Origin of the sequence: Costertonia aggregata (assembly GCF_013402795.1) — a bacterium.
GTDB classification, from domain to species: domain Bacteria; phylum Bacteroidota; class Bacteroidia; order Flavobacteriales; family Flavobacteriaceae; genus Costertonia; species Costertonia aggregata.
In genome coordinates this window covers 2,770,317-2,787,437 of record NZ_CP058595.1, presented here as the reverse complement: position 1 = coordinate 2,787,437, position 17,121 = coordinate 2,770,317, and the positions used below count along the sequence as shown (strand labels likewise).

14 protein-coding genes are annotated in these 17,121 nt (G+C 40.2%); 10 read left to right on the top strand and 4 right to left on the bottom strand.

Annotated features, from left to right (window positions below):
* Positions 1-4 precede the first annotated feature (4 nt).
* Complete coding sequence (locus HYG79_RS12815; protein WP_179242472.1) at positions 5-1,522, top strand: OmpP1/FadL family transporter; 1,518 nt, start codon at positions 5-7, stop codon at positions 1,520-1,522.
* Positions 1,523-1,582: 60 nt separating this feature from the next.
* Here the strand turns inward: HYG79_RS12815 and HYG79_RS12810 are convergent, their stop codons facing one another.
* Complete coding sequence (locus HYG79_RS12810; protein ID WP_179242471.1) at positions 1,583-3,031, bottom strand: T9SS type B sorting domain-containing protein; 1,449 nt, start codon at positions 3,029-3,031, stop codon at positions 1,583-1,585.
* A gap of 111 nt (positions 3,032-3,142) precedes the next feature.
* Positions 3,143-4,951, bottom strand: coding sequence for a T9SS type B sorting domain-containing protein (locus HYG79_RS12805; RefSeq protein WP_179242470.1), 1,809 nt, complete (start codon positions 4,949-4,951; stop codon positions 3,143-3,145).
* A 137-nt stretch (positions 4,952-5,088) separates the two neighbouring features.
* Here HYG79_RS12805 and folE point away from each other — a divergent pair, with 137 nt between their 5' ends.
* Positions 5,089-5,769, top strand: coding sequence for a GTP cyclohydrolase I FolE (gene folE, locus HYG79_RS12800; RefSeq protein ID WP_179242469.1), 681 nt, complete (start codon positions 5,089-5,091; stop codon positions 5,767-5,769).
* A 15-nt stretch (positions 5,770-5,784) separates the two neighbouring features.
* Entirely contained in the window at positions 5,785-7,266 is a 1,482-nt protein-coding gene (gene cysS / locus HYG79_RS12795) for a cysteine--tRNA ligase (RefSeq protein WP_179242468.1), read from the top strand.
* Between the two features lie 16 nt (positions 7,267-7,282).
* On the opposite strand, the gene HYG79_RS12790 is transcribed toward cysS, so the two are convergent.
* The gene (locus HYG79_RS12790; protein ID WP_179242467.1) at positions 7,283-8,200 is read right to left on the bottom strand and encodes an AraC family transcriptional regulator; all 918 of its coding nucleotides are present in this window, start codon (positions 8,198-8,200) and stop codon (positions 7,283-7,285) included.
* Between the two features lie 210 nt (positions 8,201-8,410).
* On the opposite strand from HYG79_RS12790, the gene exaC reads away from it, so the two are divergent.
* The 7 genes from exaC to HYG79_RS12755 all read left to right on the top strand — a co-directional run bounded on the left by exaC (position 8,411) and on the right by HYG79_RS12755 (position 14,012).
* Complete coding sequence (gene exaC, locus HYG79_RS12785) at positions 8,411-9,931, top strand: acetaldehyde dehydrogenase ExaC (protein WP_179242466.1); 1,521 nt, start codon at positions 8,411-8,413, stop codon at positions 9,929-9,931.
* Positions 9,932-9,933: 2 nt separating this feature from the next.
* A complete protein-coding gene (locus HYG79_RS12780; protein ID WP_179242465.1) occupies positions 9,934-10,314 on the top strand; it encodes a DUF779 domain-containing protein in 381 nt (126 codons plus the stop codon).
* Positions 10,315-10,420: 106 nt separating this feature from the next.
* Complete coding sequence (yidD, locus tag HYG79_RS12775) at positions 10,421-10,654, top strand: membrane protein insertion efficiency factor YidD (protein WP_394366991.1); 234 nt, start codon at positions 10,421-10,423, stop codon at positions 10,652-10,654.
* Positions 10,655-10,771: 117 nt separating this feature from the next.
* Positions 10,772-11,725 carry a prolipoprotein diacylglyceryl transferase gene (gene lgt, locus HYG79_RS12770; protein ID WP_179242464.1) on the top strand — a complete coding sequence of 318 codons (954 nt, stop codon included), beginning with the start codon at positions 10,772-10,774 and terminating at the stop codon, positions 11,723-11,725.
* Between the two features lie 40 nt (positions 11,726-11,765).
* Complete coding sequence (locus HYG79_RS12765; RefSeq protein ID WP_179242463.1) at positions 11,766-12,257, top strand: DUF192 domain-containing protein; 492 nt, start codon at positions 11,766-11,768, stop codon at positions 12,255-12,257.
* A gap of 4 nt (positions 12,258-12,261) precedes the next feature.
* Entirely contained in the window at positions 12,262-12,780 is a 519-nt protein-coding gene (locus tag HYG79_RS12760) for a GNAT family N-acetyltransferase (RefSeq protein WP_179242462.1), read from the top strand.
* The gene (locus HYG79_RS12755; protein WP_179242461.1) at positions 12,777-14,012 is read left to right on the top strand and encodes an ATP-binding cassette domain-containing protein; all 1,236 of its coding nucleotides are present in this window, start codon (positions 12,777-12,779) and stop codon (positions 14,010-14,012) included. The genes HYG79_RS12760 and HYG79_RS12755 overlap by 4 nt, the downstream gene beginning before the upstream one ends.
* A 65-nt stretch (positions 14,013-14,077) precedes the next feature.
* Here HYG79_RS12755 and secDF read toward each other — a convergent pair whose 3' ends face one another.
* Positions 14,078-17,044 (bottom strand): protein translocase subunit SecDF, encoded by a 2,967-nt coding sequence (gene secDF, locus HYG79_RS12750; protein ID WP_179242460.1) that lies wholly within the window; start codon positions 17,042-17,044, stop codon positions 14,078-14,080.
* Between the last annotated feature and the right edge of the window lie 77 nt (positions 17,045-17,121).

Sequence of the window (17,121 nt, the reverse complement as noted above, 5' to 3'; positions counted from 1 at the left end):
GACAATGAAAAGATATTTAACTTTCATCCTAGCTATGGTGTGTGCGGCCGTTAGTGCTCAAAACATAAATGATGTGCTAAGGTACAGCACCGAAAATCTTCAGGGAACCGCAAGGTTTCAAGCCATGGGCGGAGCTTTTGGTGCCCTGGGAGGCGATTTGTCGGCCCTGAACGTAAACCCCGCTGGCTCCTCGGTATTTAGCAACAGCCAATTTACGTTCTCGGGTAGCAATTACAATCGTGAAAACACATCAAATTACTTTAATAGTACGGGGTTTGCAGACCTAAATGCTTTAGAGATCAATCAAGTTGGTGGCGTGTTCGTATTCAAGAACAATGATACCGATGCAAATTGGAAAAAACTGGCGCTTGGTATAAATTATGACATGGTACGTAACTTGGATAATGAAACTTTTGTGTCGGGAAACAGTAACCAAAGTATAGACAATTATTTTTTGAACTTTGCGCAAGGCGTGCCTTTGGGCGACCTACTGTTGAGAGATGGAGAATTTATTGAAGATGCATATTTGGATATCGGTGCCAACCTTGGTTTTGCCGACCAACAAGCTTTTTTAGGCTATTTTGGTGGGGTAATTGATCCCGTAGATGAAGCCAACGATGATAATATTGATTACATATCCAACGCAAAATTCAGCGACAATGGTAATGTAAACCAGTCTTTTAGGCAAAGTGAAGCTGGCTACAACAGCAAGTTTACGGTCAATGCCAGTTCGCAGTATCAAGAGAATTTGTACTTAGGGGCCTCCCTGAATTTTCATAGTGTATTATATCAAAGGGTAACACGCTTTTCGGAAGGCGGCTTTGATGCCGATTCGGAAATACAGTTTATCAATTTTGACAATTTATTACGTACCGAGGGTACCGGATTTTCATTCAGCCTAGGAGCTATTGCGAAACTAAATAACAACATAAGAGTGGGTGGTAGCTACCAGTCCCCTACCTGGTATAGACTTACCGATGATTTCTCACAACGCATCAATTCAGATTTAGCGGATGACAATATCAATTTTATTGATTTCAATATTGTAAACCTATTTGAAAGATATACCATAAAAACGCCCGGCAAATTAACCGGTAGTGTAGCCGTAGTATTTGGGAAAGATGGTTTGTTGAGTTTTGATTATGGTTACCAAGATATGTCCCAAGCAGAGATACGACCTACCTCTGACCCAAGTTTTAGTTCGGAAAACGAGTTTATTGCGAATCAACTGGGGACCGTTTCCTCATATAGAATAGGCGGTGAGTATAGAATAGAAAAAGTGAGCCTTCGCGGGGGGTACCGTTACGAGCAAAGCCCGTACAATGATGGTGAGACCATTGGAGATTTAACCGGTTTTTCGGCGGGTGTTGGCTACAACTTTGGCGGTAGCAAGTTAGATCTAGGGTTCAACCGTACCGAAAGGGATTCAAATATTCTGTTGTTCGATACGGGGTTGAGCACACCGGCCGCACTCAACAATATCAACACGAACATCACGTTAAGTTATACGCTTAATTTCTAGCATCGGATAAAGTATATCGATTAAAAAAAAGAGATCAATGTTAATTGATCTCTTTTCGGTTTATCTAACCAAACTGAAATGCCTTCGTGTAGTTTTGGCAACTATTATATTTTGATCATCGGGCTCGGAATATTCAAACCTGAACCAGTAATCGGATGATGGCATGGGCCTCCCGTTAAAAGTGCCGTCCCACCCCAATGTGGTCTCATCAATCTGTTTTAATAACTTTCCGTACCGATCAAAAATAAACACTACAGGATCTGTAAGTGTTTCTATGCCTTGTATGTTCCAAAAATCGTTCCGGCTATCTGCATTGGGCGTAAAAAATTTGGGATAGCCTACTACAAGAAAAGGTATGGGTTCGGTAGTGCCGCATCCATTCAAATCATTGATTATGACCGTGTTTTCTCCAGGAGGTACATCTAAAAATATAGGGTCTTCTTGAAACTCACCTCCATTTATGGCGTACTCGTAGTCCCCATCACCATCGACTACAAATTCTATATCGTTGAAATTATAATCGGGATTAATATTGGTGTCCAGTATCGTTACACCGTTGTCGGGGTCTAAAACAGGGGTTGTGTAATAGGTAATTAATATATCATCGGTAATTACCGTAAAAGGAGTTGTTATTGTAACTTGATATCTACCCGAGTTTGGATAAGATACCGTTAGTTCATAATCCGGGGCTCCGCTCCCTGTCAATGGGGTTTCATATGTACCGTCGTCTTCACTATCCAACTCCCAAACCACACTGTTGATAACAGCACCCGCTGGCGACCTTCTTGCACTCAAGACAATATCGGGGTCACCTTCACAGGCAATAATATCCAATCCTAAAAATTCATCCCTAAATGTACAATCCAAAATTTCATTTACGTCTTGACTTCCGGGAGGATTTGTGAAAGTGAGTGAAAAGGGCTCTGGGTTGCCATCAAAATTTGTGTTATAATTATTTATCAATATATAATAGATTTCACCCTCAGCTACATCCATCCAAGTATCGTAAGTGTTTTGGTTACCTTCGGTCACATCGTCTACTGGGGGTTGACCGTTTTGCCCTGAAATAGGATTAACGCCAATACCTGTAAATCCAGTGGTATTTACCTCATAATTACAGCGTATGGGCTCGGTACCTGAACTTATATCCACACAATCCAAAACAGCATCATCTTCTATTTCCGAGCCATATACGGCAAAATCCCATTCCGCCGTGGTGGTCAGCGCCTCTATATCAAATCCTATCTGCCCATCTGCCAAAGCTCTAAAGGCAAACCATGATGTATTGTTTTCAATATTGGCCTCGCTGATACTACCTTTTTCCAAACACCCCGTTTGCCTGATCACATCGGGGTCAAAATCGTTGATATCGCCGTTACCATCGGACAAGCCCATAATGGGAGCATCGGCACAAATGGGTATAGCACTTCTACAATCGGGCGAGTTCTGAGCTATTGCACCAACAGAAAAAAGGAACAAAAAGCATGCAGTACAAATGAGTTTTTGCATTTAATTAAGGGGCTAACGTTATACTTTAATGTATATAATAACTCCTGCGTTTACATTTTAGTATGTTTTGACCGATTTTTTAAGTACTTAATCGATAAAAAAAGAGCCTATTTATCGCCTCAATGAAAAATGGTTTTTTAGGTATTTGGCATAGGTTCGTTCACCTTCTGTATTTATATAGGAAAGTTTGAACCAATAATCCGTAGACGGTAGAATCATGCCGTTAAAAGTGCCGTCCCATCCCGAACTGTTCTTATCCATTTGCTTAAGAAGTTTGCCGTAGCGATCGTAAACCGAAACCACAGGCTCTTGTAGAGCGGCGATTCCGGCAACCTGCCACAAATCGTTCCTGTCATCACCATTTGGTGTAAAAAATTTAGGATAGCCCATGACCACTACAGATTCAGATATAGAACCGCACCCATTCACATCAGACACTGTTACGGTATGCTCCCCTTCTACAACGGCTTCAAATACATTTTCAGCTTGAAATGGACCATCATCCAATCGGTATTCATAATTACCGTCAGTAGCGGTCAAAATGGTCACTATATTGGTTTCTTGAAAATCATCAATCTGAATGTCAGAAATAATAGGTGTTTGTGATATGATGACCCTCACTGTCCTTGAATCTTCACAAACCACACCGTTTTGAATATTTGTTGCGGTCAATGTGTATTCCCCTTCGTTTATTACATTTAAGGTAGCGGTAGTCTCACCAGTGTTCCACGTATATGTGAAATTGGAGTTGGGTGTTGTTTCACCAATTTCTATACTTGTGGTAGAACCGTCACATATAAATGCCTCATCGGAAAAAGATAGGGCCGGGGTTTCCAGAACTGTTAAATCAAATTCTTCAGGTGCGTCAAAACAAGACGGGTTCACCAAAGAAGACACCCTTGCAAATATAGTCTCTGAACCCACACTTACCGGATATTGCCGCGGGAGTGCATTCGTATTATCCAACGCATCAATCAACGTATGATAATATGTGACCAAATAACCGTTAGGGTCTTGGCCACCTAAAGCTTCAGCGTCTTTTTGGGATAGGTCATAAACCATCGTTTCCGAGCATATGGTTTCATGGGAGAGGGAAAATGTATCGGGAACAGGCGAAAAAACCACTTGAACATCGCTAATGATATTGACCCCGCTCGTAATAATTACCTCAACCCTATACATACCGGACTGATCTGCCTGCAACGTCGGGTCATTTTCTCCCATAACCTGTTGAAAGCCTGTCCCAATGTCCCTATACCAATTGTAATTGATCGCATTACTTGTGGTTGCATCCAGTTCAATAAAATCGTTTTCACATGCTGCTATCGGCGAACCCAAGAGGTTATCTATAATAGTACAGTCCAAGGCATCATAAGGGTTGGTAACAAAGATATTGCCTGAAAATTGAATCGAAAAACCAGAATTGCTACTGCTAAAATTATTGATCAATAAATAATAATCCTCCCCAGGTTGTACCTGCAACCATTCCTCATATTGTATATTTTGCGCATTTCCTGTAGGGTCTTCGCCTACACCAACAAAGGTGTCGGCATCGCTATTGTCAAAGAAATTACAGCGAATGGGTTCTCCAAGAGCGCTACAATCATTAGACCTGTACAAGGCAAAATCCCAGTCTTCATTTGAATTAAACCCAATATTAAATCCTAGTTGGCCTGTTGCATTTGTTCTGAAGCGATACCATACAGAGTTCGATTCTATGGCTCCAGATGTTGTACGCTCCAAACAGCCCGTTGTAGGTGCATTGTCAAAATCATCAATACCAAAACCACTTGTTCCACCATTTACGGGAGTGTTGTTACAAATAGGTATAGCATTGCCGCAATCTTGTGAAATCTGTGCAAAAACCACAAAACTCCAAAATTGGACAACTAAAAAAACTACAAGCCGAAAACTAGTCATAGGTAGCTATAAGTTTGGGTAACATAAAAATATAAAGGCACTTGCCTTAACACTAATTTATGTTGTGTAAGACCCCAAACAAAGAGTAAAGTGGCATATTATGTATATCTTTGCAGTTCGCAAAAGCAGTAGTTTGGATGAAAATTAATAATACATTGGAAGAGCATTTTGAAGAGATGGGGAGCGATCACATTGCTTCTTCGGAAGATACTCCCTTGCGCAAAGACGCATTTGTACTTAGCGACGAGGAAAAAATTGAACGCATTCAAGACAATATTAGAGAGGTTATGCTGACTTTGGGCCTTGACCTCGAAGATGATAGTTTAAAAGGCACTCCCAATAGAGTAGCCAAAATGTTCGTAAAGGAAATTTTTGGAGGATTGCATCCGGATAGAAAACCAAAATCATCAACATTTGAAAATAAATACCAGTATGGGGAAATGCTGGTCGAAAAGAACATCACCCTCTATTCTACTTGTGAGCACCATTTGCTACCGATCGTAGGTAGGGCTCATGTGGCCTATATTTCAAACGGTACCGTAGTCGGACTTTCTAAAATGAATCGGATTGTAGATTATTATGCAAAAAGACCGCAGGTACAGGAACGTCTCAATATACAAATAGTCAGGGAACTCCAAAAGGTTTTGGGTACCGATGATGTTGCCTGTGTAATAGATGCCAAACACCTTTGCGTTAATTCTAGAGGTATTCGCGATATCGAAAGTAGTACGGTTACCGCTGAATATGGTGGTAAATTCAAAGATGAGTCCGTTCGTAGGGAGTTTTTGGACTATATCAACCTAGAGACCAATTTCTAATTGTTTTAGCTTACCATGCAACTATACCAAAAGCAAACCCTAAAAGTATACAACTCACTTTCCGGATCCAAAGAAGTTTTTGAACCTTTAAACGAAGGTTACGTTGGTATGTACGTATGCGGGCCTACCGTTTATAGCAATGTTCATTTAGGCAACTGCAGGACCTTTATGTCGTTTGACATGATTTTTAGGTACTTGAAACACCTGGGTTACAAGGTTAGGTATGTACGTAACATTACCGATGCAGGGCATTTGGTAGATGATGCCGAGGACGGCGAGGATAAAATCGCAAAAAAGGCAAGGCTCGAAAAATTGGAACCTATGGAAGTCGTGCAGCGCTACACCCTAGACTTTCATACGATTTTGGAAAAGTTCAATTTTCTTCCGCCAAGTATAGAACCGACCGCAACAGGTCATATCATAGAACAGATAGAGATTATTAAGGACATCCTTGAAAAAGGATATGCTTATGAGGCCAATGGATCGGTATATTTTGATGTAATTAAATTTAACGAAACCAACGAATATGGCAAACTTAGCGGTAGAAAGCTAGAGGATATGATTGCCAATACACGTGAACTCACGGCGCAAGACGAGAAAAAGAGCCCGCAGGATTTCGCACTTTGGAAAAAGGCAGAACCCCAACACATCATGCGCTGGCCTTCACCATGGGGAGACGGTTTTCCGGGTTGGCATTTGGAATGTACGGCCATGAGCACCAAATATCTGGGAGAAACCTTTGATATACATGGTGGTGGAATGGATTTGAAATTCCCCCATCACGAATGTGAAATTGCCCAAGCCGAAGCCAGTAACGGAAACTCCCCCGTAAAATATTGGCTACACGCCAACATGCTTACGCTCAACGGAAAAAAAATGGCGAAATCCACAGGAAATAGTTTACTCCCTGGAGAGATATTTTCTGGTGAAAATGATATTTTGAGCAAGGCATTCTCTCCATCTGTAGTTCGTTTTTTTATGATGCAGGCACACTATACCAGCATATTGGATATGAGCAACGATGCACTTTTAGCATCCGAAAAGGGATACAATAGGTTGTTGGATGCACTGGACCTTCTCAAAAAACTGGATACGGGAAGCAAAACCGACTTTGATGTCAACGCATGGCAGCAAAAGTGTTATGATGCCATGAACGATGATTTCAACACTCCCATACTCATTGCCAATCTTTTTGAGGCCGTAAAACATATCAACCTAATTAAGGAAGGTAAAGAGACCATTACCCAAAACGATAGGGAAAACCTGCAAAATATACTTCATAATTTCATTTTTGAAATACTTGGGCTAGAACGCAAAAATACCGCTGAAAATGGCTCGGGCAAGCTATCGGGAGTGGTTGAACTGTTGATACAGTTACGCAACGAGGCTAGAGTCAATAAAGATTTTGCCACTTCGGATAAAATAAGGGATGAGCTAAGTGCACTGGGTATTCAACTGAAAGATGGCAAAGACGGCACCACCTTTAATTTGCATTGATATAAAGGCCACGGGCTCAATTCCTATTTTTTAAAACTTTTGACTGGTACTCGCCAGGAGAGATATGCTTTTTTGACTTAAATACACGGTTAAAATAGGATCTACTGTCAAAACCACATTCCATGTAGATGTCTTTTATGCTCCGGCTTGAGTCTTGCAAGAGCCCAACTGCTAGTTTGATTCTTTCATTATTTATGAACTCAATGGGAGAAATACCTAGTTCAGTCTTAAATACCCTATGAAAATGTGAAGGACTCATACAGGCCTTTTTACTAAGTTCGATAATATTTAAAGATTCATGCAGATGCTCTCTTATATAACGTATCACAAAGGCCAATCTACTGTTGGAGCTTAGCGCAAATGTAGAATTGGAATATATTTTTCGCTCGTTGGTCTGTAAAATTCTAATAATCAACTCACGCAGCATATTATCCACAAAAAAATCTTTGGAAGGATGGTCTTCTGAAAACAAAAACATAAGTCTTTGCAGTATTTGAAAAATACCCATGTCGTTTACGAAATGGAAATTATAATCCATTAAACCCCACTCCATACTATCATGTTTGGGCATGGTTTCGTTCATTAATTGCAAAACCTTATTTATCTTATCCTCTGATATAGCCAGTGCCAAACAGCGTGTAGGTTTTTTTCGCATAGCTTCGGGAAAATCAATGCACATGGTCTCGTTAGAGGGCAATATCAAAGATTCTCCGGGCAAAAAGTCAAAAGATTCATAATCCCTAAGGTGCATTACCTTTTTTCCTTCTATCATACTGGCCAATACAGGTTGGTCAAACTTCAATAAAACCTTTTTAGCCTGTTGGTGCGTCTCAAAAACATGCAGAGCCGCATTGTTCAACGTGTACGAGGTTTTATTCTCTACCAATGTTTCTAGTTTTCTATTCGAGAGAAATGTATTGGTCAGTCCCAACATCACATATATATTATCATTTTAACATTCAATATACTAAGAAATATATAAAATAACTATGATTAAAATAACGATTTAACAACGAATGATAGGATAGTTCATATTATTAGCAGAATTGGTCAGACAAATTAGTGACAACTCAATTACATTTAATACATCTTTAAGTGTATTACTGATGAGCATACCATATAAATTAATTTAACATATACGATTATGAGCACACAAACAACAGAACAAGATGTTCTACAAAAGCCAAAATTTAAGACCCAGTACGAAAATTTCATTGGCGGAAAATGGACAGCTCCCGTAAAAGGAGAGTATTTTGAAAATGTATCACCGGTTGATGGCACTGCGTTCACCAAAATACCACGCTCCACTGCAGAGGATGTTGAACTCGCTATAGATGCTGCTTGGGAAGCTGCCAGGGCGTGGAACAATTCATCGGCCACAACAAGAAGTAATATGCTCTTAAAAATTGCAGATGTGATGGAACAGAACCTTGAGGCATTGGCCAGGGCGGAGACTTGGGACAATGGAAAAGCCATTCGAGAAACAAGGGCAGCGGATATGCCTTTGGCGATAGACCATTTCAGATATTTTGCAGGTGTTATACGTGCCGAGGAAGGTTCGGTAAGTGAATTGGACTCAAACACTGTAGCACTTAACATAACAGAACCTCTGGGAGTTGTTGGGCAGATAATCCCATGGAACTTTCCCATACTAATGGCCACTTGGAAGCTTGCCCCAGCATTGGCCGCCGGTAATTGCGTTGTATTGAAACCAGCCGAGCAAACTCCGGTAGGCATATTGATACTTATGGAGATGATTCAGGATATTCTGCCTGCAGGCGTACTGAACATTGTTAATGGCTTTGGTGCAGAAGCGGGCAAGCCTCTAGCCTCAAGCCCAAGGATCAATAAAGTTGCCTTTACCGGGGAGACAACAACAGGGCAATTGATCATGCAATATGCATCAAAGAATATCACTCCGGTAACTTTGGAACTTGGCGGAAAATCACCGAACATATTTTTTGAAAATGTAATGGATGCTGATGACGAGTTCTTCGATAAATGTTTGGAAGGTGCCGTTATGTTTGCGTTAAACCAAGGCGAAGTATGTACATGCCCCTCGCGCATGTTGGTCCAGGAAAGTATTTTTGACAAATTCATAGAAAGGGTCATTGAGCGTACCAATGCAATAAAACTTGGACACCCGCTTGACCCAAGCACCATGATGGGCGCACAGGCTTCAAACGACCAATATGAAAAAATATTGAGCTACATAGACATAGGTAAAGAAGAAGGCTGCGAGGTACTTACAGGAGGTAAAGCAGCATACAATGAAGGGCTTGAAGGCGGTTATTATATTCAACCTACAATACTCAAAGGAAATAACAAGATGCGTGTTTTTCAAGAAGAAATATTTGGCCCTGTCGTATGCGTCACTACTTTTAAAGACGAAGCGGAGGCTATTGAGATTGCCAATGATACGTTATATGGGTTAGGTGCCGGGGTATGGACCCGCGACACCCATCAAGCCTACAAAATTTCAAGGGCCGTGCAGGCGGGTCGCGTTTGGGTAAACTGTTATCATTTGTATCCTGCCCATGCTCCTTTTGGTGGTTATAAAAAATCCGGTATCGGAAGGGAAAACCATAAAATGATGCTGGCACATTACAGACAGACGAAAAATATGCTGATTTCCTATGATAAAAAAGCAATGGGATTCTTTTAAAAATGAAGGTCGTAAAAAGAGTTTTGGTAACCCCTGAGGCCGAAGAGGTCATTGGCAAGTTAAAGGAAACCCATGGCGAACTCATGTTTCATCAAAGTGGCGGATGTTGTGATGGATCGTCCCCGATGTGTTTTCCAAAAGGAGATTTTATGATAAATGAGAATGATGTTTGGCTTGGCAATATCTGTGATTGTGACTTTTATATGTCAAAAGATCAGTTTGAATACTGGAAACATACCCAGTTGACCGTTGGCATTGTAAAGGGGAGAGGTGCCAGCTTTTCTTTGGAAATTCCCATGGGGATACGTTTTATCATCCATTCTAAATTATTTACCGAAGAAGAGCGTCATAATTTAGAACCCATACATCTTGGAGAGGAGTAATGTTTTTAACGCTCAGTAAAAATCCGCATACTACATGCGGATTTTTATTTTGCGACTATTGCACATCTAATTATCGTATTTTTATGGTATTAAATTTACGATACTCTTGAAATTCTCCTTTAAAAAAATACTAATAACGCCATTTGTTCTTTTGGTAAAGTTGTATCAAAATTTTATTTCTCCCTTAACCCCGGCCACATGCCGCTATTCCCCGACCTGTTCGCAATACACCTTGGAAGCGTTGAAAAAACATGGTCTTTTTAAAGGAGGTTGGTTAGCGACAAAACGTATTTTTAGCTGCAATCCCTGGGGCGGCAAAGGCTATGACCCCGTTCCATAAAAAAATCCGAACGTAAAAATCATAAAAACCTATAAAAATTCTTTTGTCCGATGATTTGGCTTCCCCCTTTGGGGGCTATGGGGCTTTTACTATCTTAGCCCCTCAAAATAATGTACTATGTATTTTTTAGGCTTTACCTGGAACCCGAACGAAACCCTTTTTACCCTCGGGCCCCTACAAATAAAATACTATAATCTTTTATGGATTGTTGCTTTCGCCCTAGGCTGGTACATTATGAAAAAGATTTTTCTTCGGGAGAAGAAAACTATGGAACAGTTGGACTCACTTTTTATCCACTGTGTGGTATCCATAATGCTGGGTGCACGTTTGGGGCATGTCTTTTTTTACGATTGGGCCTACTATAAAAATCATTTACTGGAGATATTATTACCCATACGTGAAAGTGCTGGAGAAAGTCTATTTGGGTTTATTGATGGATATCAATTTACTGGTTTTACCGGCCTTGCCAGCCATGGTGCAACCATAGGGGCCATTATAGGCATTTATCTGTACGCCAAAAAGCAAAATCTAAAAATGCTATGGGTTTTGGACAGGGCCGTTGTCGCCTCGGCAATAGGTACTTTTTGCGTGCGCTTGGGTAATTTCTTCAATTCTGAAATCGTTGGTACAAAAGTCGACGAGTCATTTATTTTCGCCACACGCTTTATACGTGACGGCATATCACCTGGGGAAGCTATGCGAGCGACCAAGGCCAAAACGGTCAACGCTGCGTATGATATGATCGAAAATAACCCAAATTTTTCTTCTTTACTCGAAACGGTAGACTACAAACATCCTTCACAATTGTATGAAGGGGTCTGTTACATATTTATGTTCGCACTGCTATATTTTCTATATTGGAAAACGGACAAGAGGGAGAAAACCGGCTTTTTATTCGGGACCTTCTTGGTATGCCTTTGGACCATTAGGTTTTTCATCGAATTTTTGAAAGAAAGACAAAACGAGTTTGATCAGTCTATGGAACTTCTTTCTATTGGTCAATGGTTGAGTATACCTTTTATACTTATCGGTTTGTACTTTATGTTTCGACCCTCGACCGCAAAAAAATAATATCGAACACTGCGCGGTATTTTATATTATATAATGCAAAATGAAAAATATTTTCAAAATCGTTGCCTTTTCACTCGTTTACGTTTTTGTGCTTCAATCTTGTAGCGAAAAAGCCAAAAAGGTCATTAAAACAGAACCCATTGTCTTTGAAAAGGAAGGGAAGCTGTACATCTACCAAAAAGAAACCGATTCGCTTTTGACCACCTTAGATATTGAAATTGCGGAATCGGAGTATGAAACGCAAACAGGTCTTATGTATCGAGAAAGTATAGAAGACTATCAAGGTATGTTATTTGTATTTTCTGATGAGCAAATGCATGCATTCTACATGAAAAACACACAATTTCCGCTAGACATCATTTATATTAAGGCAGATTCTACCATTGCCAGTTTTCAAAAAAATGCACAACCTTTTAATGAAAATAGCCTTTCCTCACAAGTTCCCGTACAATATGTATTAGAGGTAAATGCCGGTCTAGCGGAAAAATGGGGTTTGGAAGTCGGGGATAAGGTAAATTTTTCAAAACATTGAAAAAATGGATTTTCTTCTCGTTGGCAGGGAAACAAAACGATTAGCGTTCCGAGAAGTACGCCCTACGGATTTTGAAGATTGGCTGCCTTTTCACCAAGACAAAAGAACATCGGAGTTTTGGGAAGGTTTATCGCTAAATCCCATTGAAGCCTGCGAACAAGATTTGGAACGCACTTTTTATCGATATAAAAATAGATTAGGGGGCAAAAATGCTGTACTATTGAAAGAAACCGGTCAGCTAATCGGCCAATGTGGTCTATTGTTGCAAAACGTTGATGGTCAAAAAGAGTTGGAAATAGGATACTCAATACTGCCAGAATACTGGAAAAAGGGATTTGCGACCGAGGCCGCTATAAAATGCAAGCAGCACGCAAAAAAAAACAAACTGGCCAAAACGCTTATTTCAATAATACAGGTAAATAATATTCCCTCCCAAAAAGTAGCATTAGCCAATGGTATGGTTTTGGAGAAGACCACGACGTACCATAAGAATTTAGTCCATATTTTTAGGGTGCGGTTATGAGTCAAAAGCATTGGATAATTTTCTCAGACAACAACTCCAGCATAGACTATGCCCTCGATTTGATATTCAATACAATTGAATCGCCCTATTTTTTAGAATTAAAGAAAAAGAAAGGAGCTATATTCTCAAAAGCGGAAATCATCAAATTTATAGATGAAGAAAATCGTCACGGTATCAAAATCGTTACCCGAAAAACATCGCAAAGCCTAAAATCAATGTCAAGTGGCGAACAAAAAAAAGCACTGCTAGACTATATTCTAAAAACGAAGCCAGATTTTATAGTGCTTGACAATCCCTTTGATAATTTGGACAGAAAAACCCGAACCGAGCTTAAAGAAAGGCTCAAAACCATTTCCGACGAAATTTACCTAATACAAATAATCGGCAGGGAAAGCGATGCGCTACCATTTATAAAAACATCCTTTAGGTTAAAAGGCAACACGTTACAACCATTAAAAAATATAAAAAACCATCAAAAAACCATTTACGAAGCCTTTGATGAAAACATCCCTAAACCATTGACCAAAATAAGGGTTCATGATGATATCCTAATCAGGTTAGAAAATATAAGTGTCAGTTATCTGAATAAACCTATTTTAAGAAGTATCCATTGGACCATAAAAAAGGGGGAGTTTTGGGAGCTACGGGGAGACAATGGCAGTGGAAAAACAACCTTACTATCTATGATAACCGGTGAGAACCCAAAAGGATATGGGCAAGAACTATATCTTTTTGGGCAAAAAAAAGGAAGTGGGGAAAGCGTTTGGGAGATAAAAGAGAAAATAGGCTATTTTACGCCTTCCATGACCGAAAGTTTTAAAGGTATTCACTCCGTAGAGAATATGGTAATATCTGGTTTAAACGATTCTGTTGGTTTGTATATCAAGGCTACCGAGGCACAATTAAACCTTGCCCAACGATGGCTGAAACTAGCTGGGTTTTGGGATAAAAGACATCAATGGTTCAATGAACTTTCAGAGGGAAACAAACGCTTGGTGATGTGCATCAGGGCCATGATAAAACATCCGCCTTTACTTATTTTAGACGAAACTACCGCAGGGTTGGATGATACCAGTGCTGCACTTTTTGTAAGCTTGGTAAATATATTCGCAAAAGAAAGCGATACGGCTATTATTTTTGTCTCCCACAGGGACGAACCCGGTTTGCTTCCCCAGTATATTTATGAACTACAAATTACCGATACAGGCTCTGTGGGAAAGATGCTAAAGTGAAAGACCAAAACCCTACCAAGTTATAGGAGGATTTTGGCCTTTTATAAATCTATAGTATAAAAAACTTACTCTGTAACTGCGCCAGAACTTATTTTTTTCTTTAAAGAGTCATACATTACCGGCGTTGCTATAAATACTGAAGAGTATGTACCGACGACAACACCAATAATCATTGCGAACATAAATCCTCTTAAGGACTCCCCACCAAAAATAAATATGGCCAATAGTACCACTAAGGTCGTCAATGACGTGTTCAAGGTTCTACCTAAAGTACTGTTCACGGCAGAATTGATATTTTCCCCACCTTTCCATCCACGTTCGGCTATGATTTCACGAATACGGTCGAACACGACCACGGTATCGTTCAAGGAATACCCGATTACCGTTAGTATGGCTGCGATAAAGGCCTGATCAATTTCCATATTAAAAGGCATTATCTTACCAACAAGTGAGAATACACCCAAAACTATCAATACATCGTGGAATACCGCAACAACTGCACCTAAGGAGAACTGCCATTTACGAAAACGTAATAAGATGTATAGGAACACAACGGCCAAAGAACCTATGATGGCCCACAAAGCGTTCTTTTTGATATCATCGGCAATGGTAGGCCCTACTTTTCTGTATTTGAGAACACCTACTTCTCCGTTGCCCCCACCTGGTACAAATTCTTCATAGGAAGTACCGTCAGGTAGGTATTTTTGTAGTGATTTGAACAGTATGTCCAAAATCTCGTCATCGACTTCTGTTCCTTGTACATCGACCTTATAATTGGTAGTGACCATAATTTGGTTGGCCTCGCCAAAAGTTTTAGCATTGGCACTCCCTAAGGCTTCGGTCAACTCATTGGTAATCTCAGATGCACTTACGGCATTTTCAAACCTAATTTGATAGTTGCGCCCCCCGACAAAATCAACACCTTGTTGAAGCCCTTGCGTAATTAGGGAAAATAAACCGATACCCACTAGAATAAACGATAAAATGTATGCTATTTTACGTTTGCTCAAGAAGTTAATATTCATATTCTTGAACAGATTCTTCGTAATACTGGTTGAGAAATCCAGCCTTCTGTCTTTTGCACTAATGTACCAATCCACCAACAAACGTGTGATGAAAATTGCCGTGAACAAAGAGGTAAGTATACCTATTAATAGAGTTGTTGCAAAGCCTTTGATGGGTCCCGAACCAAAAACAAAAAGTATCAATGCCGTAAGCCCTGTTGTAATGTTGGCATCTAAAATAGAGGACAAGGCGTTTCCGAAACCATCGGCGATGGCCTGTGATTTTCCCTTGCCTTTTCCAAGCTCTTCTTTAATACGCTCAAAAATAAGTACGTTCGCATCAACGGACATACCTATGGTCAATACGATACCAGCGATACCGGGCAAAGTCAAAACAGCGCTTAAACTGGACAGTACACCAAAAATTAAAATAATATTCAATATCAGTGCGATATCGGCAAAAATACCAGCCTTGCCGTAGTAAAAAATCATCCATAACAGTACAAAGGCCATGGCAATCAAAAAGGACATAAAGCCACTATCGATAGCTTCTTGACCCAAAGACGGCCCTACCACGAATGAATCTATGATTTCTGCGGAAGCAGGCAGTTTACCCGCACGCAGTACGTTGGCAATATCCTTCGTCTCGTTCACGGTAAATGTTCCCGTGATTTCCGAACGGCCACCGGAAATTGGACCAGTTGAAACCCCCGGTGCAGTGTATACCTTATTGTCAAGAACAATGGCAATCCCAGTTTGATTATTAAAGGCATCACCGGTAAGCTCTTCCCATTCTTTGGCTCCACGAGTGTTCATACTCATTGAAACTGCTGCCTTGTTGTATTGGTCAAATGTATCTTGGGCATCGGTTACGACGTCACCACTTATTCTGGGTTCGTTCTCACGATTGGATTTTAGGGCGTATAAATCAACCACTTCAGAATCTTTGGCCGGTCTTTCCCATAGAAATTTAATGAACTGTAAATCGTTGGGTATTAATCTACGAATGCTCTTCATTCTGAGATACTCCCCTACTTTGGCCGTATCCTTTATGGCTACTTTGGCTATGGCGTAACCACTACCCGCACCCTGAATCAAATCGAATAAAGGATTTACCTGTGTGTTCAAATCCAAAGAGTCTTGCGTTACATCGGACAAGAGGGAATCTATTTCAGATTCTGGTTTTTGTAGTTCCTGTCGCGTACTATCAACTTCGACCAAAGATTTTAATTCTTCATTGGCCGCAACTAAAAAATTGCCAATAGATTGGTTGCTCGGCGCAAACGTTTCCCAAAACTCCAGTTGGGCCGTACTCGACAAGAGCTCTTGAGCCCGGGCTATATCCCTGGCTCCCGGTAATTCTACCAAAATACGACCGGAGTTGCCCTCTCTCTGGATATTGGGCTGGGTAACCCCAAAACCATCAATACGCTCGCGCAACACCTCAAATGCCGATATAATGGACTCATCTACTTTTTCGCTAATGATTTTTTTAACAGCGGCATCATCGGCATCCATACTGCCAATTTCTTCACTTAAACTTTTTGTGAAGAAAATATCGGGAGAAGCCAACCTTGTATCGCCTTTGATATTATCAAAGGCCTCAAAAAACAAATCCAAGTAGCGATCATCACTGTTTTTGGAAGCTTCATCTGCATCTGCCAATGCTTTATTGAAAATGGGATTTTTGGTATTATTGGCAAGCCCTTTCAAGATGTCTTTTACAGATATCTGTAACGTTACGTTTATACCACCTTTAAGGTCAAGGCCCTTGTTAAGCTCTTTGGTCTTTGCCTCATTGTAATTGGTATAGCCAAAAATGGGATCTTTACCGATAGAATCTAGGTATCTGGCTTCAACAGCCTCCCTTTTTGCAATATAGTCCTCTTCGGATTCCGAGATTTTGTTCGCGGCAAAAACTTCTGCTTCGTTTTCAACTTTATTGGTAATAAAAGTGTAGGACAACTGATATATACTCACTAGTCCGAACAGGAAAGCAAAAAGCTTTATAAGTCCTTTATTTTGCATTGGTTAAATGTATTTTTATGGTATTTATAATAGCGTGCAAATATATGATTTACCCTAAGAACTGACAATTTATTTAT

Coding starts and splice junctions, on each gene's coding strand:
- HYG79_RS12815 (WP_179242472.1), top strand. CDS start 5: ATGAAAAGATATTTAACTTTCATCCTAGCTATGGTGTGTGCGGCCGTT.
- HYG79_RS12810 (WP_179242471.1), bottom strand. CDS start 3,031: ATGCAAAAACTCATTTGTACTGCATGCTTTTTGTTCCTTTTTTCTGTT.
- HYG79_RS12805 (WP_179242470.1), bottom strand. CDS start 4,951: ATGACTAGTTTTCGGCTTGTAGTTTTTTTAGTTGTCCAATTTTGGAGT.
- folE (WP_179242469.1), top strand. CDS start 5,089: ATGAAAATTAATAATACATTGGAAGAGCATTTTGAAGAGATGGGGAGC.
- cysS (WP_179242468.1), top strand. CDS start 5,785: ATGCAACTATACCAAAAGCAAACCCTAAAAGTATACAACTCACTTTCC.
- HYG79_RS12790 (WP_179242467.1), bottom strand. CDS start 8,200: ATGTTGGGACTGACCAATACATTTCTCTCGAATAGAAAACTAGAAACA.
- exaC (WP_179242466.1), top strand. CDS start 8,411: ATGAGCACACAAACAACAGAACAAGATGTTCTACAAAAGCCAAAATTT.
- HYG79_RS12780 (WP_179242465.1), top strand. CDS start 9,934: ATGAAGGTCGTAAAAAGAGTTTTGGTAACCCCTGAGGCCGAAGAGGTC.
- lgt (WP_179242464.1), top strand. CDS start 10,772: ATGTATTTTTTAGGCTTTACCTGGAACCCGAACGAAACCCTTTTTACC.
- HYG79_RS12765 (WP_179242463.1), top strand. CDS start 11,766: ATGAAAAATATTTTCAAAATCGTTGCCTTTTCACTCGTTTACGTTTTT.
- HYG79_RS12760 (WP_179242462.1), top strand. CDS start 12,262: ATGGATTTTCTTCTCGTTGGCAGGGAAACAAAACGATTAGCGTTCCGA.
- HYG79_RS12755 (WP_179242461.1), top strand. CDS start 12,777: ATGAGTCAAAAGCATTGGATAATTTTCTCAGACAACAACTCCAGCATA.
- secDF (WP_179242460.1), bottom strand. CDS start 17,044: ATGCAAAATAAAGGACTTATAAAGCTTTTTGCTTTCCTGTTCGGACTA.